We start from the raw sequence: 17658 nt of genomic DNA, 5'->3' as shown, positions 1-17658 counted from the left end.
GTTGTCTCTCCTGACCCTCCATGCGATTCGCAATCGACAGCGGGAAACTGCTGTACGCGCTCGGCGTGGCCTTCGCCGCGGCCGCGCTGCTGTACTTCTCGCGTGACGTGGTGTTCGGGCTCTCGATTACCGTCAAGGCCGCGCTGCTGTTCCTGGCGTTCGTCGCGCTCTTTCTCGCCGGGCTCACGACCCGGCGCGACGTGCTTGACGTGGTCGCGTTCGCGCTGGCGGGCGTCACGTACGTCGTCTTCGTGGGCTACGTCGTCCTCCGGTACGGCCCCAGCGAGACGGGCACGTTCCTCCTGCTCTCGGTGTCAGCGGCGCTGTTCGTCGCCCTGGGCTATCTCCTGCGCGAGGGGGCGGTTACGGTCCCGCGGCGGCAGGCCACCACCATCGTCGCGGGCCTGCTGCTCGTCGGCGTCGCGCTCGTCGGACTCGACGCCGTCGGCGGCGGCGTCACCTACGACGTAGCGACCGAGTCGTCGGTCACCGTCGACCCGCCGGGCGACGGCCCGACGCCGTACAGCCGGGACGAGCGACGGGTCGGGACGGTCACCGCGAGCAACGGCTTCGTCTTCACCCGCGCGCTCGACCTGCCGGACGTCCGCGGTTGTCTGGTCGGGCCCGGCACCGAGCGTGCGGACGTCTATCTCTCCTACGACTATCCGGGCTACGACCGGCCCGACACCATCGGCGGCGGCGCGACCCGCGAGTTCCCCGTCGTGGCCGACTTCGCGGTCGACCGCAACCGGACCGAGCCGGTGACCTACGCCGTCGAACGCGGCGGCGACTGCGGCGCCGACCGGTCGGCGCCGACGCTACTGGTCGCCGTGGGCGACGAGCGCCGAGCCGATTAGAGCCGCGAGAGACACTGCTGGCAGTAGGCGACGCCGTCGCGGTTGCCCGCGCCACACGCCGGACAGGAGACGGCGGGCGAACTGACCGAGACGGCGCTCCCTGACTGCTCCGTCGCCCGCTGGCGCACCCGCTCGACGAGCGCGTCGTCCTGCATCGCCTGTAGCCCGTGCCACAGCGCGAGAAACAGGAGCGTGGGCGCGACGATGACGAACAGTCCGGCGGCCACACGGGCCGCGAGTTCGAGCTGGCCGAGGGCCATAGCCTGTCAACGGACCGGAGCGTGGAGAATCCTTCGCCTGTACTGGCCGGGACGAGCGGCCGGTGGGGCCACAGGCGAGCGTCTCAGTAGTTGTACAGCGACACCACGAACGGGAGCTTGCCGTACATCCACACCGCAATCGGGATGCCGACGATAGAGAGGGTCAGCGTGTAGGCGACGCCGGTCCAGACGCCGCTGGCCCACCAGCCGACGAAGACGAACCACAGCGCCCGCACGGGAATCGAGTACTGCGACCTGCCCTCGCCGGGCTCGACGTACGGCTCGCGTTTCTTCAGCGAGAGGACGAACGGGACCCGGTTTATCATCTTGATGCCCAGCGGGATGCCGATGATGGTGACGTTCAACAGCCAGGCTATCGAGAGCCACAGGCCGGTGAGCCACCAGCCCACGAAGAGGAACCAGACGGTGCGGACGAGGAGGGACGGTTGGTCGCTCATACTGAAATTTAGGATACAGGTCAGCATAAGCAATACGCCGGATATCACACGACGGAACTATTCAGTGACGCCGACTCAGCACTGTTCTTTGATATCTTCGGCGTACGGGTGGCCGGACCACATATCTAAAACAGCGTCCATCTTTTCGTCGACTGTCTCGCAATCGTCGCGCCAGAGCGCGTTCAGTCCCTCCTGATAGGTCGTGCTGAGCGTACTCTGTTTATTCTCGACACCGAGTTCGCCCATGAACCCCGTGGCGATTTCGATGGGGAGGGCAAAGGCTATCTCTTCGAGATCGACGTCGGCCGGCCTGAACGTCGCGATGCCGACAACTTCCCCGTCACTGTTGTACATCGGGCCGCCGCTGTTGCCGGGGTTGATGCCAGCGTCGGTCTGGATAGTCTCCACACCCGAGTTCAGTGTCCGCCGAGCACTGACGACGCCAGAGGTCAGGGAAGGTTCGAGCGTGGTGTCCCGTTCCTCGAACATCTCTTGGAGGCCGATGTCGGGGTAGCCGATGACGAACACCTCTGCACCGGTCCCGAGGTCGGTGGAACTACCGAGCCGAACGGTCGGAAGCGGCTGCTGCTCGTCGACTTTGAGGACTGCGATGTCCCGGCCCCACGACGGTTCACCACCGACGTCGTCGTAGACCGAGCCGGTCGTCTCGACGGTCGCTGCCCAGCTCTCGGCACTGAACTCCTCGTCCGGCGTCGCAGTGCCGCTGAGGACACCGATATCCGTCGACACCGACCTGACGGTGGATTTCTCGGCGTAGTAATCAAAGAGCTTCTCCAGCAGGATATCGACAACCACCTGTAGTTCGTTCTCGCTGAGGTTGGACTCCTGAAACGCTTCTCGCAACTCCTGTTCATTGTTGTTTGCGAGCTGGAAGTAAAGTTGGTCTTCGGGGTCGTTGTGGACACCGACTACGTGGGCGTTCGTTACGACGTAGCCATCTGGATCGACAATGAACCCCGTTCCAGCCGACCCTGTGGTAAGGTCCCTCGACTTCGTCTGACCGTTATCGAGTTCGTACATCACTTGCTGCCTGGCGGCCTCAGCGACAGTACGGTTGTCCTGCCGGTCGCTCGTCTGCTCGTATGTCGAGAGGTACTCGTTTTCGGTAGTGTAGATGTCTAGCGTAGGTGGACTCTGGCCGCTATTGAATCGATAAAAGTACTCGTAAGCAGTACCGTCGTCGTACTCAAGACGGAGATACTGTCGGGGTGGGACTGTATAGTATGTGCCGCTGTACACCGTACCGGATTGACTGGTCGAGAAGGTCAGGTCGTCATATAATTCGAGCGCTTGGCTGTCTCGCTCCCATCGTCCGAGCAGTGACGTATCGACGAGATTGTAGGTATCGCCTTCGGGCCACTCTATCGTCCCCGAAACTGTTCGGCGGATGTGCGGAATAGCAGCCTTATCTCGGAGGACGGTCTGGCGCTCGATGTTTGGCGGGTCCATCGGCGCGGTCGGTGTCGGAGTCGATGCTGCAGTTTCCGTCGGCGTCGCTCCCGCTGTAGTCGTCTGGTCGTCGTCCGAACCGCCGCTACAGCCGCTCAATCCGACAGTCAATGCACCCGAAAGCACCCCAAGCGCTTTCCGGCGGGAGATGTCAGCGTTAGTCCGGTCCATGTTTCGCACCTTTTTATCATTATTCTGTAAATAATTGTCGGAGTGAGAAAGCTTGAATCGAGGTTCAATTCGGCCTTCTTGCCCGGCAGATATAGAATCTGTTCGCTTTCCCCCTTTGTTTACATAAACCGAGAGTGTAATATACGTTATTAGTTGAATATACTGGTGGTTCGGTCGACCGGGTCTGCCATCGCGGGTTACTCGGGTTCGAAGGTCCGTCACTACGGTCCGATAACCCTCGCTACTGCTCGCGGGTCACTCCGTTCCCCGCTCGCTCGTTCGGAGATGCCACCCGTCGGTCGGCATCTCCTACTCCTCAAAGACGAACGTCCCGTCCTCCTGGACGCGCTCACCGTCCACCTCGATGAAACTGTCCTCCGACATATCCACAATCATGTCCACGTGGACCGCGGACTCGTTCTGTTCGTTCTCCTCGCCGACGGTGTCCTCGTAGGCGCGGCCGACGGCCATGTGGACCGTGTCGCCCATCTTCTCGTCGAACAGCATGTTGTACGTGAACCGGTCGATGTCGCGGTTCATGCCGATACCGAGTTCGCCCAGACGGCTCGCGCCCTCGTCGGTCGAGAGCACCTCCGAGAGCAGGTCTTCGTTCTTGCCGGCGCTGTGGGCGACGACCTCGCCGCCCTCGAAGCGCAGGGAGACGTCGGTAATCTCCCGGCCCTGGTGGTAGAGGGGCTTGTCAAACAGGACTTCGCCCTCGACGCTGTCGGCCACTGGCGCAGTGAAGACCTCGCCGCCGGGGAGGTTCTTCTCGCCGTAGTCGTTGAGCGTCGGGTTGCCGGCGACGGACATGGTCACGTCCGTGGTGTCGCCCGAGACGATGCGGACTTGCTGGGCCGGGTCGAGGATGTCGACCATCTGGGACTGGTGTTCGCGAACGGCGTCCCAGTCCTTGTTGACGGCGTCCCAGACGAAGTCCTCGTAGGCCTCGGTGGACATCCCCGCCAGCTGGGCGTTGGCGGCGGCGGGGAACTGCGTGAGACACCACGGCTTCGAGAGGCGCTCGGAAAGGAGGGGTTGCATCGCCTGCTGGTAGGCGGCCGTGGTCTCGGGGTCGACGTCGCTGGTCTCGGTGACGTTGGCCGACCCTCGGACGGCGATGTACTTGTCCATCGCCTCGTAGAGGGCCGCCGTGTGGTCCGGGGTCTCGAACTCCTCGCGGTTGCGCAGGAAGGCCCGTCGATAGCGCTCGCCCAGGCGGTCCTGCACCACGAGGGGGTTCGCGCCGCGGTCGGCGGCGAGTTCGTGGAGCGCGACGACGAGGTCCTCGGCGACGGGGTGGGCGTCGATGACGAGGTCGTCGCCCTCGGAGAGGTCGATGGAGTGGTCGACGACGACGGCTGCGTGTTCGCGGATGCGCGGGTCCATATCTATGCGTCCGGCGTCGCGGCCAAACCCTTTTCGCCGGCGGCAGTCATCCGGCCCCGACGGCGGCGGGCCTACTTATCTCGACCGCCCTGCATGCCCTCTTTGAAGCCGAGGATGGACCGGCGGACCATCAGGTACATGAAGAAGAAGAAGCCGAGCACGAGCGCGAGAAGCACCCACGTGAGCAGACCGACTTCGAGCATAGCCGGCGCTTGTCGGCCACCGGACATAGAGGTTTCGGGGCGCTGGGGCTCGACTGGAAACGCCCCGCGGCCACGGCCTCACCGCGGCCGCGTGACCGTCTCGAAGGTGTCGCCGTCGGGCGAGCGCAGGCGGACTCTGAGCGCCCCGTCGTCGACGTCGAGTTCGGCGTGGGCCGGGCGATACCGGCGCGGGTCGGCGTAGCTGCCCGGATTCACGAGGAGTCGGCCGTCCAACTCGCGGATTTCGGGGCGGTGGGAGTGGCCGACGACGACGATGTCGGCGCCCTCCTGGCGGGCGAGCATCCCGAGTGCGGTGTCTGAGTGGCGGTGGCCGTGGACGACCAGGAGTCGGTAGCCGCCCCACTCGACGGTCGCCTCGGCGGGCAGACGCTCGCGCAGGGCCCGCCGCTCGTTGTTGCCGGTGACGGCGGTGAGTTCGGCGGCCTCGGCCGCGATTGCGTCGTAGACCGCCTCAGTCGTGAAGTCGCCGGCGTGGACCACGTGGTCGGCGGCCCGGACTGCGTCCAGCGTCCGGCCGGTCAGTCGGTGGGAGTCGGTACCGTGCGTATCCGAGATGACGGTGAGCATACGCCCACTGGTGGTTCCAGATATAAATCCAGAACCACTTTCAGCCACCCTCGTGAGTGGACGGTAATGGCAGGCAGCAAATCAGTCGTCATCGCCGCGCTCATCGCGAACGCAGCCATCGCCGTCCTGAAGTTCTTCGGCTTCCTCCTGACGGGGAGCGCCGCGATGCTATCCGAGACATACCACTCCATCTCCGACACCGGCAACCAGGTGTTCCTCCTCATCGGCATCCGCTACTCCGGTCGGGAAGCGGACCGTCAACACCCCTTCGGCTACGGGAAGTCACAGTTCTTCTACAGCTTCCTCGTCTCCGTGTTCCTCTTTGGCATCGCCGGCTGGGAGAGCGCGAAACACGGGTACAACGAGCTGACGAGCCACGGCGGCCACGGCGGTGTGGAAGCGGGCCAGGCCGTCGAGTTCCTCTTTATCAGCTTCACACCGCCGGCGTGGCTCGACCCGCTGATGGTCAACTACGTCGTCCTCCTGGGCGCCTTCGCCTTCGAGAGCTACGCGCTCGTGAAAGCGCGCGCGGAGATGCGACGCCAGATGCAGCGCAACGACTGGGGGAGTTACAGAGAGGCGTTCCGCAAGACCAGCGACGTCACCACGCTGACCGCGCTGACCGAGGACACCATCGCGCTCGCCGGCATCGTCATCGCGCTCACCGGGCTCGCGCTCTCGCAGGTGACCGACAACCCGTTCTACGACCAGCTGTCGGCGCTGTTCATCGGTATCATGCTGATGGTGTTCGCGCTGGCGCTGGCCTGGGAGAACAAGCGGCTCCTGCTGGGCGAGAGCCTCCCGGCCGACGAGGGGCAACGGCTCCGTGACACCGTGCTGGCCAGCGAGTACGTCGAGTCCATCGTCGACTTCCGGACGGTGTACTTCGGCCCCAACGAGGTCATCGTCTCCGCGGATGTCGTCTTCGCCGACAACCTCGACACGGAGGAACTCGACGACGCCATCACGGCCATCGAGGCCGACCTGCAGGCGGCCAACAGCGACGTGCGGACGGTGTACATCGAGCCCGAGGCGGCCGAGTAGGCTGCGCCGGAGCCGAGGGTTTCGAATCCACAGTTCGAGCGCCCGCTCGCCTTGGCTTCTGAGGGGTAAGAGACGTGAACCAGAGGGGCGTATCTTCCGGTATGGACGACAGTTCGACAGCCGCGGTCGGTCGTATCGTCCGCCTCGCACTCCTGGCGCTTCTCGTCGCGCTCGCGGCGACGGGTCCGGCCGCCGCACACACCGGTGACGGCGGCGCCCACCACCACGACGGCTGGATGGGGGGCCACGGCGGGATGGGGTGGGGCATGGGCTGGGGCCTCTGGTTCCTCTGGCCCGCGCTCCTGTTGCTCGTCGCCGGCGGCGCTGCGTACTACCTGCTCAGTGGCGCCGACACGGGCGGCGGTGGCGGCGACGACGCCCTGGAGACGCTCCGGGAACGGTACGCCCGCGGTGACATCGACGAGGAGGAGTTCGAGCGCCGGCGGGACCGCCTGCGGACGGAGCGGTCCTGAGCGCGGGGCGTGAGCGTCAGCCGTACAGTTCGAGGTCCTCGGCCCACCACGGAATCGGCACGCGGTCCGTGTCCGTGGTGACGGTCATTCTGAAGTCGACGACGGTCCCGTCGGGCCGGCGCTCCCAGTGGTCGACTTCCCTGACGACGCCCTCGCTGTCGACGTAGAGCCGCGACTGCACCGCGATAGAGGGGTCCGACCCCTCGGCCCGGCCCGTGGCGTTGACGGCGACGACCGCCAGGGTTCGACCGCCCCGGCGCACCGTATCGACCCGCCGGTAGCCGTCCGCGAGCAGGACCTGCCCCAGACGGGCCGCCCCGGACTGGGTGGGGACGTACGGGACCGTTGCGTTGCTCTGCTCGCTGGTGTAGGCCCGGTCCGGGTCGTCGCTGGCCGCCCGGTAGAGGCGGCCGTCGGCCAGGATAGCGTCGTCGACGACCGGACCGAACGTCCGCCGGACGCGGACGACGTTGCGCTCCCGGTCGACCCACACGTCCCGCGTGTTCTGTGGCCCCTCGCGCACGACCGTGCGGTGGAAGCTCCGGTCGGCCATCGCCGCGTCGTGGCGCGCGATGAGTCGGTCGACGTCGACGCTCCCGTTCGTCCGTACCACCGCGACGGCCGCGGCGTCCGGCGTCTCGACGGGCACCGGCGTCACCGACGGCGTGTCGGCGCTCGGCCCGAATCCCAGCCCGCTACAGCCCGCCAGCGCGACGAGCGTGACGACGACGAGCGGGCGGAACATACCCGGAGGACGGGCCACGGCGATAAGTGCCTGCCGGGGATAGGCGCCCGAACGACCAGGATGGGGGCCGTAGCTGATTGAGCAACCACCACGGGCGGGGGCTTTCTGGCAGTGCAAGGTGTCCGCGACACTGCTATACAGGTATGTGACCGTTACTAGGGCCGAACCCTTTTGCCCGAGAGCGGCCAACCCACCCCCAGTGACGACCGACGACGGCTACCTGCGATTCTTCCCGTTCGAGGAGCCCTACGACCACCAGCGGGAGGCGATGGCCACTATCTACGAGGCCCTTTCGGCGGGCGACGACGTCCTCTTCGAGGGGGCCTGCGGGACGGGCAAGACGCTGGCGTCGCTGGTGCCGGCGCTGGAACACGCCCGCGAGACGGGCAAGACCGTCGTCATCACGACCAACGTCCACCAGCAGATGCGCCAGTTCGTCGAGGACGCCCGCGCCATCACCGAGCAGGAACGGCTGCGCGCGGTCGTCTTCCGCGGGAAGGGGTCGATGTGTCACATCGACGTGGACTACGAGGAGTGTCAGGCGCTGCGCGATACGACCCGGGAACTCGTCGACGTGGAGACCGACATCGCCCAGCTCGAAGGCCGCGAAGGGGAGCTCCTGCAGGCGGGCCAGGAGGGCGACAGCGAGGCCATGGAGGCCAGAAACGCCGTCGTCGAAGAGCTGCGGGACCTACAGGACGAGCGGGCCGAACTGGAGAGCGAGCGCTCGACGTGTGACCACTACTACCGCAATCTCACCGTCGACACCACCGACTTCTACGCCTGGCTCTACGACGACGTGCGCACGCCCGACGACGTCTACGAGTACGCCGGCGAGCGGGGGATGTGTGGCTACGAACTGCTCAAAGAGGGGATGGAGGGGGTCGACCTCGTCGTCTGTAACTACCACCACCTGCTGGACCCGACCATCCGCGAGCAGTTCTTCCGCTGGCTGGGCCGGGACCCCGAGGACATCATCGCCGTCTTCGACGAGGCCCACAACGTCGAGTCGGCGGCCCGGGACCACGCCCGCCGCACGCTGACCGAGAACACGCTCGACCAGGCCATCGAGGAGCTGTCGGGCGTCGAGGACGCGCGGGCCGAGAACGCCGGGAACGTCCTCACGACCTTCCGGTCGGCGTTAGTCGAGACCTACGAGGACTCCTTTGGCTTCGGTGATAGGGAAGCGGTCGACGAGCACTGGGACGATATCACCATCGCCAACGACGACCGGAAGGACGAGTTGACCCTCGCGTTCTTCCAGGCCTACAGCGGGCCGGGCTTTCACGAGGAAATCGACCACGCGCTGGACCTGGGCCGCGAACTCGACGAGCGCTACGAGGAGCAGTTCAAGGAGGGGAAACTCGACACCCGCAAGGAGTGCCAGACGCTGCAGGCCGCCGGCTTCCTCGCCGACTGGTTCGCCGAGTCCGACGCCGCCGGCCAGTATCCCGTCGCGAGCGTCCGCCGGGACGAGTCCACGAACGAGGTGTACGGCCGCGCCGAACTGTACACCTGCATCCCCGAGCGGGTGACCCGCGAACTGTTCGACGATTTGCACGCCGCCGTGTTGATGAGCGCCACCGTCCGCCCGTTCGACGTGACCGAGGACGTCGTCGGCCTGGACGACCCGGTGACGATGGCCTACGGCGACCAGTTCCCCGAGGAGCGCCGGCGGACCTACGCCGTCTCCGGGCCGGCGCTGTTTGCCAGCCAGCGCGACGACCCCGAGACCCAGCGGACCATCGCCCGCACGCTGGAGGACATCATCCGCTTCACGCCGGGCAACACCCTCGTGTTCTGTCCGTCCTACAGCGAGGCAGAGCGCTACCACCAGATGGTCGCGGTCAGCGGAACGCGATACCTGGACGAACCGGGCAAACAGGCCCGGGACCTCCGGGAGGCCTTTACCGACGACGACGGCGCCGTCCTCTTTACGTCGCTGTGGGGCACGCTGGGCGAGGGGGTGAGCTACGACGGCGACGACGCACGAACGGTCGTCGTGCTCGGGGTGCCCTACCCCCATCTGGACGACCGGATGGAGGCGGTGCAGGACGCCTACCAGTCGGCGTTCGGGGAGAGCGAGGGCGACCAGCGGGAGCCCTCGAACGACGACGAGGCCGGCTGGCGCTACGCCGTCGAGATTCCCACCGTCCGCAAGACCAGACAGGCCGTCGGCCGGGTCGTCCGCTCGCCCGACGATTTCGGCGCGCGCATCCTGCTCGATAAGCGCTACACCCAGGCCGCCGAGATGGAGATGCACGACTACGCGGTGCGGGGGCGGTTCCCGCCCGAGGAACGCTCGGAGATGGTCGACATCGGCCCCGAGAAGCTGAAGTTCGCGCTGTTGAACTTCTATCAGGACATGGACGCGTACGACGGGCCGCCACCCAAGCCGTGAGTCTCGGTGCGAACCGGGTTCAGAGCTCCGCGGGCATCTCCGCGCCGCAGTCCGGACAGCGCAGTACCGGCCCGTCGTCGCCGGCGGCCAGCGCCAGCACGTCGCTGTCACACTCGGGACAGGGGTGTGCGAGTCGCCCCTCGGTGGTCTCTTTCGGTCCACCGAGCGCCAGCGCGACCACGTCCTCGTCGCTCTCGTTGCGCCCCTGCTGGAAGTCGCCGGGGGCGAAGCGAATCACCTCCCCGGGCCCGACGTCGACCGTCTCGCTCTCGCCGGCCGGGTCCGAGCGGAACTCGAACGTCGCCGTGCCGGAGACGACGTAGAACAACTCCTCCTGGTCGAGGTGCGTGTGGAGGCCGGGCGAGAACGCCTCGCCGGGTTCGAGCGCGTACCGGTTTATCGCCACGTCCGAGGTGCCCAGCGGCTCGGTGAGCCCGCGTCGGTCGACGTCACTACCCATCGCCTGCGGTTCGATGTCCGAAACGGAGACTTTCTCCATGCGGGGGCGGCTACGGCGCACGACGGTAAAAACGTGATACCGAACGGCGCTGGCGCGTCGACGGCGTCGGCTACACCAGCGGCCCGAAATCGGTTGGTTTGAAACCCCCGCGGCGCAATCACCGGGCAATGCTAGTCGCCTTCGACTTCGACGGCACCCTATCGGACTCGGAGATGACGGTCCTGCTGGGCGAGCGAAACGGCACCGCCCAGGACATGGCCGACATCACCGAGCGGGCGATGAACGACGAGATAGCGTACGCCCAGAGCCTGCGCCAGCGGTGTGCCCTGCTGGAAGACCTGCCCGAGGCCGACGCCCAGGCGGCCTTCGACGCGGTGAAACTGCGCCCCGGTGCGGCCGACGTCATCGCGGCGCTGCGCGAGGCGGGCCACTACGTCGCCATCCTCACCGGCGGGTTCGAACGCGGCGTCGAAGCAGCACTGGAAACGGAGGGGGTCGAGGTCGACGCTATCGTCGCCAACCGCCTGCCCGTCGTCGACGGGAAACTCACCGGCAACGTCCGGGGGCCGCTCATCGAGGGGACGAAAGACGACGCCCTGGAGGTGGCGACGGCCATCGTCGGCGAGGGTCGCGACGACACCATCGCCGTCGGCGACGGCGCGAACGACCTCCCGATGCTGGAAGTGGCGGGACTGGCTATCGGCTTCGAGCCCAAGCCAGCCGTCGAGCCCGCGTGTGACGTGACCGTCTCGACGATGGCGGAGTTACAGGAGCTGCTGGTCGAGCGAAACGTGCTGTAGCGCCGTCAGCGGGGTTCTATCGGCCCGCAGCCACAGGCGGAGTTGCGTCTCTCGCTCGAACGTGAGCCGACAGACGGAGGACTCGCCGCGGCCCGGCAACACGTTCGTGAGTCGTTCGAGTATGACCGACAGCACCGTGAGCGTGCCAGCGTTGTGGCCTGGCGGGCTTGTTTCTCCTTTTTGTCACAGAATATGCGTTATTGTGGTACTCACAGCCAGTATATTCGGAAAAGCGGATTAGATACCCCGGGATAGGGCCGCGGTTCGGATATTTGGTCAGTCGTGACGGCGCACCGGACGCGGCCGTCGACTACGACGACTGCGAGATGGCCTGGTCGAGGTCCGCGACGATGTCGTCGACGGCCTCCGTCCCGACGGAGAGGCGGACCATATCGTCACTGACCCCGGCGGCGGCCTGCTCCTCGTCGGTGAGTTGCTGGTGGGTCGTGCTGGCCGGGTGGATGATGAGCGTCTTCGCGTCGCCGACGTTGGCGAGCAGGCTGGCGATTTCGGTCGACTCGACGGTGCTGCGGGCGGCGTCGTAGCCCGCTTCTAGCCCGAAGGTAATCATGCCGCCGTAGCCGCCGTCGAGGTATTCGCTGGCGGCCTCGTGGGTCTCGTGGTCGGAGAGACCGGGGTAGGTGACCCACGATACCTCGGGGTGGTCGGCGAGGAACTCCGCGACGGCCATCGCGTTGTCGCAGTGGCGGTCCATCCTGGTGGGAAGGGTCTCTAAGCCCTGCATCGTCTGCCAGGCGTCGAAGGGGGACTGCTGGCAGCCCAGGTCACGCAGGCCGCGGGCGATGGCGGCGTAGGTGAACGCGGCGTCGCCAAAGCGCTCCTGGAAGTTGACGCCGTGGTAGGCGGGGTTGTCGCCGCCGATTTCGGGGTACTTCTCGGCGTACTCGTCCCAGGGGAACGAACCGCCGTCGACGAGGACGCCGCCGACGGTCGTCCCGTGGCCGTGAATCCACTTCGTCGTGGAGTTCCAGACGAGGTCGGCGCCGTGTTCGAGTGGGTTGCAGAGATACGGCGTCGCGAAGGTGTTGTCGACGAAGAAGGGGGCGCCGTGGTCGTGGGCGATGTCGGCCAGCCGCTGGAGGTCCGGCGTCACCAGCGAGGGGTTGCCGATGGTCTCGCAGTGGACGTAGGCGGTGTCGTCGTCGATGGCCTCGGCGTAGGCGTCGTAGTCGAGCGTGTCGACGAAGCGCGTCTCGACGCCGTTTCTGGGCGCGGTGTGGCTGTAGTAGGTGTAGGTCCCGCCGTAGAGCGACGAGGCGGTGACGACGTTGTCGCCGACGTCGGCGAGCAGGAAAGTAGCGAGGTTCAGGGCGGCCATCCCCGACGCGGTGGCGACGGCGCCGACCCCGCCTTCGAGTGCGGCCAGTCGCTCCTGGAGCATGGAGACGGTGGGGTTCATCAGCCGGGAGTAGATGTGGCCCGGCTTCTCCAGGGCGAACTGGCCGGCGGCGTCCTCGGCGTCCTCGAAGACGTAGGAGGTGGTCTGATAGATCGGCGGGGCCCGGGCTCGGGCTTCGCTGTCCGGCGCTTCCTGGCCGACGTGCAGGGCGTCTGTCTCGAATCCGCGGTCGTCGTCGCTCATACAGGGGAATACTGAACGGCGACCCCCTTAACTGTCCCCTGAACGGCGACATCGGCTGGTGCTCCGGGGTGGCGGCGAATTTTGGGTCGGTCGGTGACAGTCACCGCCGCCGGGCGATATCGACGACCCAGCTCGGCCCGTCGGTCCCGTCGGTGCAGGTCCAGCCACCGTCGAGAGCGACGCCGTCGGCCGCCGCCCGCAGGACGAGCCGCGTGAGTTCGGCCTCGAAGGCCGCGTCGGGGTCGGTGTCGACCACGGCGTCGCGAACGACCACCTCGCCGTCGGCACTGACGGTGACATCGTATCCATCGTGCGTGAACGTGACGCGACCGTCGCCGCGGTCGAGGGAGTCGACGAGCCCCTCCAGGGCCTCCAGGTCGATGCTACCGTATAGCGGGGCGAGTTCGGTCGGCGCTTCGGCCCGGTGGGCGGCGACGGCGTCGACGACCGTGAGGGAGAGCCGCGAACCGGCCTCCCAGTCGTGATGCAAGCGCGTCGAATCGGTATCTCGGGGGTGTCTCTCGTCGGTCATAGGAGTCTGGGGAAGGTGAGTGGCTACCGGAACCGGGAGGTTCGATTACGGCGGATACTGTCATCCAGTTGCTAGGAGTCAGCAGCAGAACAAGTGTGCTACTCTCGATACCGAGAGACCGTATCACGGGTCCCGTATCGAACTCGGAGTCTGCGCCGAGTGGCGACTCGGGCCGTCAGCGCTCCGGGTCGTCAGGGCTCTGGCCCATCTCCTCCGCGTCGTACAGCAGTTCCGCGACGGCCACCTCGACGCCGCGTCGCAGCCGCTGTGACATCGAGTTGTCGCTGATACCGACGAGGTCGGCCAGTTCGGTCTGCGTGATGCCCCGTGGGACGCCCCAGTACCCGTGCTCGTACGCGGTCACCAGCGCGTCCCGCTGCTCCGGGGTCAGCGGCCCCGATTCGGCCGGCATCGTCGGGTTGTACAGCCGCAACAGCTCTATGGGCACGTCGTGGGCCCGACACGCGCGCCGGAACGTCGCCAGCAGTTCCCGGTCGGGAAACTGGAGCCGAAACTCCCAGGAACTGGCCGTTCCCTCGGCGCCTAAGACGTGAATCTTCAGTTCGACGAGCGTGCCGACCAGCGCGTCGATGTCGGGGCTCCAGTTGACCGAGTACAGCGCCCGGTCGGGCAGGCGGGTCAACTCGATGACCTCCTCGACCAGCGGGTCCTCCCCCAGCGTCTGCCGGATGTCGTCCACGTACTCCGACTCGACCCAGAACAGCGGGATAATCTCCTCCTCGGTCGGGACGAGCCGTTCGAGTTCGATCTCGATGTCGGGGTACGCCTGCAGGAGTCGCCCGAGCGGGAACGCGTCGGCCGGCACGCGGATGTCGGTGATGGTCGGAGCCATGAACTGATGGCGCCGTGGACAGTCGGCCACGGGCGGGTCGCCCGTGGCCGACCGCCCGCCGACGGTGTCTGCAGTTCGCCGTCGACACGTATCACTCGACGGCAGGAGCGGTCATGGGACTTATGTGCCGGTCACAGGCGGCTGACCGAGACGGCCTCGACCCCTGGAGCGCCGTGTGGAAGCGACGTTTCCGGGTGTGACGGAACGCGGGCGTGGCGAGGCCGAGAGACGTGTTCAGAAAGAGCCGGCGCCACGGTGAACTCAGGGCGGACTAGTCGAGCCGTACGGCGGTCCCGTAGGCGATGACCTCCGAGGCCCCGTTGGCGACGGCGGAGGTCTCCATCCGGACGTTGACGACGGCGTCGGCGCCCATCTCGACGGCGTCGGCCTCCATCCGACTGATGGCTTCGTCGCGGGCCTCCGTGAGCAGCGTCGAGTAGGCCTTCAGTTCCCCGCCGGCGAGGTTCCGGAGCCCCTGTGTGAAGTCGCGGCCGACGTTGCGGGCCCTGACGGTGTTGCCGCGGGCGATACCGAGGACCTCGACGATGTCGCGTCCCGGCACGGTATCGGTCGTCACGCTGGCGACGAGCGAGGACTGTACGTCTTGGGTGTGATTCTGTACGGACATACCAGTATAATGGCTCGAAGACGGCTTAAACCAGTCGTGAGCCGTGCTCGCACTGTCTGGCGCTCGGCAGTCCTGGTCGGGTGATAACCGGAACGGGCTACCCCTCGCCGGGGCCGTGAGCGCGCTCCGTCGCGCGAAGACGGGGGAGGGCAGGCTGTCAGCAGTATTTTGAAAGGTCAACCAGCAGTACGTATCCGGCGAGCGAAGCGAGCCGGTTCGACCGCGGCGAGGCGACCACCGCGTGCCGGAGGCACGCGACGGGAGTCGACGCCGCGATTTGTCCCCACGTTTTTGCCCGAGCGAGCGCCGCGGCGCGGCGCGAGCGACGGTGCAAAAAGTGTGGTTACGTGAATTTGCGGACCGTCATATCCAGCGTATCGAGGTCGAGGATGGGCGCGTACCCCGAGTCGGGGTCGATGTTGACGGACTTCTGGAACTCCGTCTGGGCCTGCCAACAGCCCGAATTGAGCGCCAGCACGTTGTGGTACTTCCCCCAGCCGAGTTTGTGGACGTGGCCCGTGTGGAACACGTCGGGCACCTCTTCCATCACGAGGTAGTCGCGGTCCTCGGGGGCCAGTCGGGTGTGGCCGCCGTACTGTGGGGCGACGTGGCGCTTCTTCAGGAGCTGGTACATCGCCTTGTGCGGTTCTTCGTAGCTGGCTTCCTCGTCGGGGAGTTCGGCGATGACCTCGTCCAGCGAGACGCCGTGGTACATCAGGACGGTGACGCCCTCGACGGTCACGAGCGAGGGGTTCGAGTGGACGCTGGCGTCGTGGGCCGACATGATGTCGCGCAGTTCCTCGTCGAAGCCGGGCTGTGGTTCCGCGAGGCGGACGGCGTCGTGGTTGCCCGGAATCATCCGAATCTCCATGTCGCCGGGGACCTCCTTGAGGTACTCGCTGAAGGCCTCGTACTGCTCGTAGATGTCGATGATGTCCAGCTCTTTGTCCTGCTCGGGGTAGATGCCGACGCCCTCGACCATGTCGCCGGCGACGAGGAGATACTCGACGTGTTCGGCTTCGGCGGAATGGAGCCAGTCGGTAAAGCGGTGCCAGGCGTCTTCCATGAACTCCTGGCTGCCGACGTGGACGTCCGAGATGAGCGCCGCCTGGACGTGTCTGTCTGCGGTGGAGGGCTTGTGCGTCCGCGGAACGTCGGGGAAGTGCAGCGAGTCGACGAAGAGGATGCCGGCGTCGTCGGCCAGCGTCCCGTCGACGGCGATGACCTCGTCGAGCAGCAACTGCTGGACGAGGTCGGCGATGGGCCGGTCTTTCATCACGAGACAGGGGAAGGTTCCGTTCGTGTCTTCGAGTTCGACCAGCCAGTGGCCGCTGGCGGTCGAGCGGATGTCCGAGACCATCCCGATGAGGGCGGCCTCGCTCCCCCCGCCCATGTTCTCGATGGCGTCGGTCGGCCGGTGGTTCACCCGGCCACGGAGCTTGCTCGCGAGCTTCTCGTACCGGTCCCGGAACACCTGGACGAAGTCGTTGTACTCCCCGGTCCCCGTCGAGTCGCCGGTCATGTCGTTTGCGACCTCGATGGCGCGCGCTGACAGGTCAACGTCGCGAGACCCCTTCGTTTCGAGTGGAACGGCACCCCCGCCGTCCGGCGGGTCCGGCGCCTCTGTTCCAGTCGAAACAGGGGGGTCTCCGGTGTCGGTCGTCTCGGCGCCCGTCCCGGCCTCCGCCTCGGGCGTCGCCCTCGCTTCGGCCCGCGATTCCGACCGGTCGAGCACCGCGTCGACGTGGTCGACGGTGAGCTTCAGCGCGTCGTCGGGCATCGTTTCGAGTGCGCGTTCGAGCGCGGTCTCCGACTCCGGCGCGCCGGCCAGCCGGGTCACCGCTGCCGGTTCCGCGTTGTAGCCGCGACTGGCCAGTTCGCTGACGATGCGGGCCGGCGTCGAGAGCGGCACACTATCTCTCTGCGCGTGGGTCCGCAAAAGGCTAGCGGACAACCCCGGAACCGATTACCACAACGGAACGTTGATTGCTCGCCTCCCGGTACTCGTAGTCAGTATGTCCGGTGACGACGGGCCGTCTTCGAGCGACGACGAACCGCCAGCGTTCGTCCAGTACGGGATGGATATCGTCGGCAGCGCCGGCGCCGTCATCCTCGTCGGACTCCTGCTCTTTACCGTCAGCGGCGTCTGGCCGCCGCTGGTGGCCATCGAGAGCCCGAGTATGGACCCCCACATCGAGAAAGGCGACCTCGTGTTCGTCATGGAGGAAGAGCGCTTCGCGGGACCGAACGACGAGGGCGGCGTCGTCACGGCGGCCGCGGCCGACGGCTACGTCAAGTTCCAGCAGCCCGGCGACGTCATCGTCTACGAGCCCGACGGGGACGCCAGTCGAACGCCCATCATCCACCGGGCGATGTTCTACGTCGAGGACGGCGAGAACTGGTACAGCCGGGCCGACCCGGACCACGTCGGCAGCGCCGAGAACTGCACGGAACTGTCGAACTGCCCCGCCGACCACCGGGGGTTCATCACGATGGGTGATAACAACAACCAGTACGACCAGGTCGGCGCCACGCCAATCAGCGAACCGGTCGAGCCCCAGTGGGTCATCGGTACCGCCGAGTACCGCGTCCCGCTGCTGGGCGAGATTCGGCTGGGATGGAATCGGGCCGGGACGCCCGGAGCGGTCGTTGCCGGATAGTTTTTGACACCGTACCGAGCGAGCTTACATATCCGGTAGGTGTTGTGTCATCTCTGAAAATCT

Annotated in this window: 19 protein-coding genes; 6 read left to right on the top strand and 13 right to left on the bottom strand. The window is 66.5% G+C overall.

Annotation, left to right across the window (positions count from 1 at the left end):
- The first annotated feature begins 20 nt into the window (after window positions 1-20).
- The gene (locus NDI86_RS10730) at window positions 21-857 is read left to right on the top strand and encodes a DUF1109 domain-containing protein (protein WP_310900421.1); all 837 of its coding nucleotides are present in this window, start codon (window positions 21-23) and stop codon (window positions 855-857) included.
- On the opposite strand, the gene NDI86_RS10725 is transcribed toward NDI86_RS10730, so the two are convergent.
- The 6 genes from NDI86_RS10725 to NDI86_RS10700 form a co-directional block, all read right to left on the bottom strand.
- Window positions 854-1117 carry a DUF7577 domain-containing protein gene (locus tag NDI86_RS10725; protein ID WP_310900420.1) on the bottom strand — a complete coding sequence of 88 codons (264 nt, stop codon included), beginning with the start codon at window positions 1115-1117 and terminating at the stop codon, window positions 854-856. The two genes, NDI86_RS10730 and NDI86_RS10725, sit on opposite strands and share 4 nt — an antisense overlap.
- Before the next feature lie 83 nt (window positions 1118-1200).
- Complete coding sequence (locus NDI86_RS10720) at window positions 1201-1575, bottom strand: YccF domain-containing protein (RefSeq protein WP_310900419.1); 375 nt, start codon at window positions 1573-1575, stop codon at window positions 1201-1203.
- 75 nt (window positions 1576-1650) lie between these two features.
- The gene (locus tag NDI86_RS10715; RefSeq protein WP_310900418.1) at window positions 1651-3045 is read right to left on the bottom strand and encodes a S1C family serine protease; all 1395 of its coding nucleotides are present in this window, start codon (window positions 3043-3045) and stop codon (window positions 1651-1653) included.
- A gap of 480 nt (window positions 3046-3525) precedes the next feature.
- A complete protein-coding gene (locus NDI86_RS10710) occupies window positions 3526-4605 on the bottom strand; it encodes an aminopeptidase (RefSeq protein WP_310900417.1) in 1080 nt (359 codons plus the stop codon).
- 71 nt (window positions 4606-4676) lie between these two features.
- Window positions 4677-4808, bottom strand: coding sequence for a DUF7859 family protein (locus NDI86_RS10705; RefSeq protein ID WP_310900416.1), 132 nt, complete (start codon window positions 4806-4808; stop codon window positions 4677-4679).
- 78 nt (window positions 4809-4886) lie between these two features.
- Window positions 4887-5396 carry a metallophosphoesterase gene (locus tag NDI86_RS10700; RefSeq protein ID WP_310900415.1) on the bottom strand — a complete coding sequence of 170 codons (510 nt, stop codon included), beginning with the start codon at window positions 5394-5396 and terminating at the stop codon, window positions 4887-4889.
- Window positions 5397-5462: 66 nt separating this feature from the next.
- Between NDI86_RS10700 and NDI86_RS10695 the strand changes: the two genes are divergently transcribed.
- A complete protein-coding gene (locus NDI86_RS10695) occupies window positions 5463-6440 on the top strand; it encodes a cation diffusion facilitator family transporter (protein ID WP_310900414.1) in 978 nt (325 codons plus the stop codon).
- 101 nt (window positions 6441-6541) lie between these two features.
- Complete coding sequence (locus NDI86_RS10690) at window positions 6542-6913, top strand: SHOCT domain-containing protein (protein ID WP_310900413.1); 372 nt, start codon at window positions 6542-6544, stop codon at window positions 6911-6913.
- 16 nt (window positions 6914-6929) lie between these two features.
- On the opposite strand, the gene NDI86_RS10685 is transcribed toward NDI86_RS10690, so the two are convergent.
- On the bottom strand, window positions 6930-7658 hold the full coding sequence (locus NDI86_RS10685; RefSeq protein WP_310900412.1) for a hypothetical protein: 729 nt from the start codon (window positions 7656-7658) through the stop codon (window positions 6930-6932).
- Window positions 7659-7857: 199 nt separating this feature from the next.
- Here NDI86_RS10685 and NDI86_RS10680 point away from each other — a divergent pair, with 199 nt between their 5' ends.
- Complete coding sequence (locus tag NDI86_RS10680) at window positions 7858-10059, top strand: ATP-dependent DNA helicase (RefSeq protein ID WP_310900411.1); 2202 nt, start codon at window positions 7858-7860, stop codon at window positions 10057-10059.
- 19 nt (window positions 10060-10078) lie between these two features.
- Here the strand turns inward: NDI86_RS10680 and NDI86_RS10675 are convergent, their stop codons facing one another.
- Window positions 10079-10558: a cupin domain-containing protein gene (locus tag NDI86_RS10675; RefSeq protein ID WP_310900410.1), complete on the bottom strand. Its 480-nt coding sequence runs from the start codon at window positions 10556-10558 to the stop codon at window positions 10079-10081.
- 128 nt (window positions 10559-10686) lie between these two features.
- Between NDI86_RS10675 and serB the strand changes: the two genes are divergently transcribed.
- Window positions 10687-11319 carry a phosphoserine phosphatase SerB gene (gene serB, locus NDI86_RS10670; protein WP_310900409.1) on the top strand — a complete coding sequence of 211 codons (633 nt, stop codon included), beginning with the start codon at window positions 10687-10689 and terminating at the stop codon, window positions 11317-11319.
- A 310-nt stretch (window positions 11320-11629) separates the two neighbouring features.
- Here serB and NDI86_RS10665 read toward each other — a convergent pair whose 3' ends face one another.
- The 5 genes from NDI86_RS10665 to NDI86_RS10645 all read right to left on the bottom strand — a co-directional run bounded on the left by NDI86_RS10665 (window position 11630) and on the right by NDI86_RS10645 (window position 16847).
- Window positions 11630-12922 carry an O-acetylhomoserine aminocarboxypropyltransferase/cysteine synthase family protein gene (locus NDI86_RS10665; RefSeq protein ID WP_310900408.1) on the bottom strand — a complete coding sequence of 431 codons (1293 nt, stop codon included), beginning with the start codon at window positions 12920-12922 and terminating at the stop codon, window positions 11630-11632.
- A 100-nt stretch (window positions 12923-13022) separates the two neighbouring features.
- Window positions 13023-13454, bottom strand: coding sequence for a HalOD1 output domain-containing protein (locus NDI86_RS10660; protein WP_310900407.1), 432 nt, complete (start codon window positions 13452-13454; stop codon window positions 13023-13025).
- Window positions 13455-13629: 175 nt separating this feature from the next.
- Window positions 13630-14307 (bottom strand): helix-turn-helix domain-containing protein, encoded by a 678-nt coding sequence (locus NDI86_RS10655; protein WP_310900406.1) that lies wholly within the window; start codon window positions 14305-14307, stop codon window positions 13630-13632.
- Window positions 14308-14578: 271 nt separating this feature from the next.
- Window positions 14579-14935 carry a YbjQ family protein gene (locus NDI86_RS10650; RefSeq protein WP_310900405.1) on the bottom strand — a complete coding sequence of 119 codons (357 nt, stop codon included), beginning with the start codon at window positions 14933-14935 and terminating at the stop codon, window positions 14579-14581.
- 343 nt (window positions 14936-15278) lie between these two features.
- Window positions 15279-16847 (bottom strand): DNA-directed DNA polymerase II small subunit, encoded by a 1569-nt coding sequence (locus tag NDI86_RS10645; RefSeq protein WP_310900404.1) that lies wholly within the window; start codon window positions 16845-16847, stop codon window positions 15279-15281.
- Between the two features lie 103 nt (window positions 16848-16950).
- On the opposite strand from NDI86_RS10645, the gene NDI86_RS10640 reads away from it, so the two are divergent.
- Entirely contained in the window at window positions 16951-17595 is a 645-nt protein-coding gene (locus tag NDI86_RS10640; protein ID WP_310900403.1) for a S26 family signal peptidase, read from the top strand.
- Window positions 17596-17658: the final 63 nt, after the last annotated feature.

This window comes from Haloarcula onubensis (assembly GCF_031624605.1).
Lineage (GTDB): Archaea > Halobacteriota > Halobacteria > Halobacteriales > Haloarculaceae > Haloarcula > Haloarcula onubensis.
This window is presented reverse-complemented; position numbering and strand designations above follow the sequence as displayed.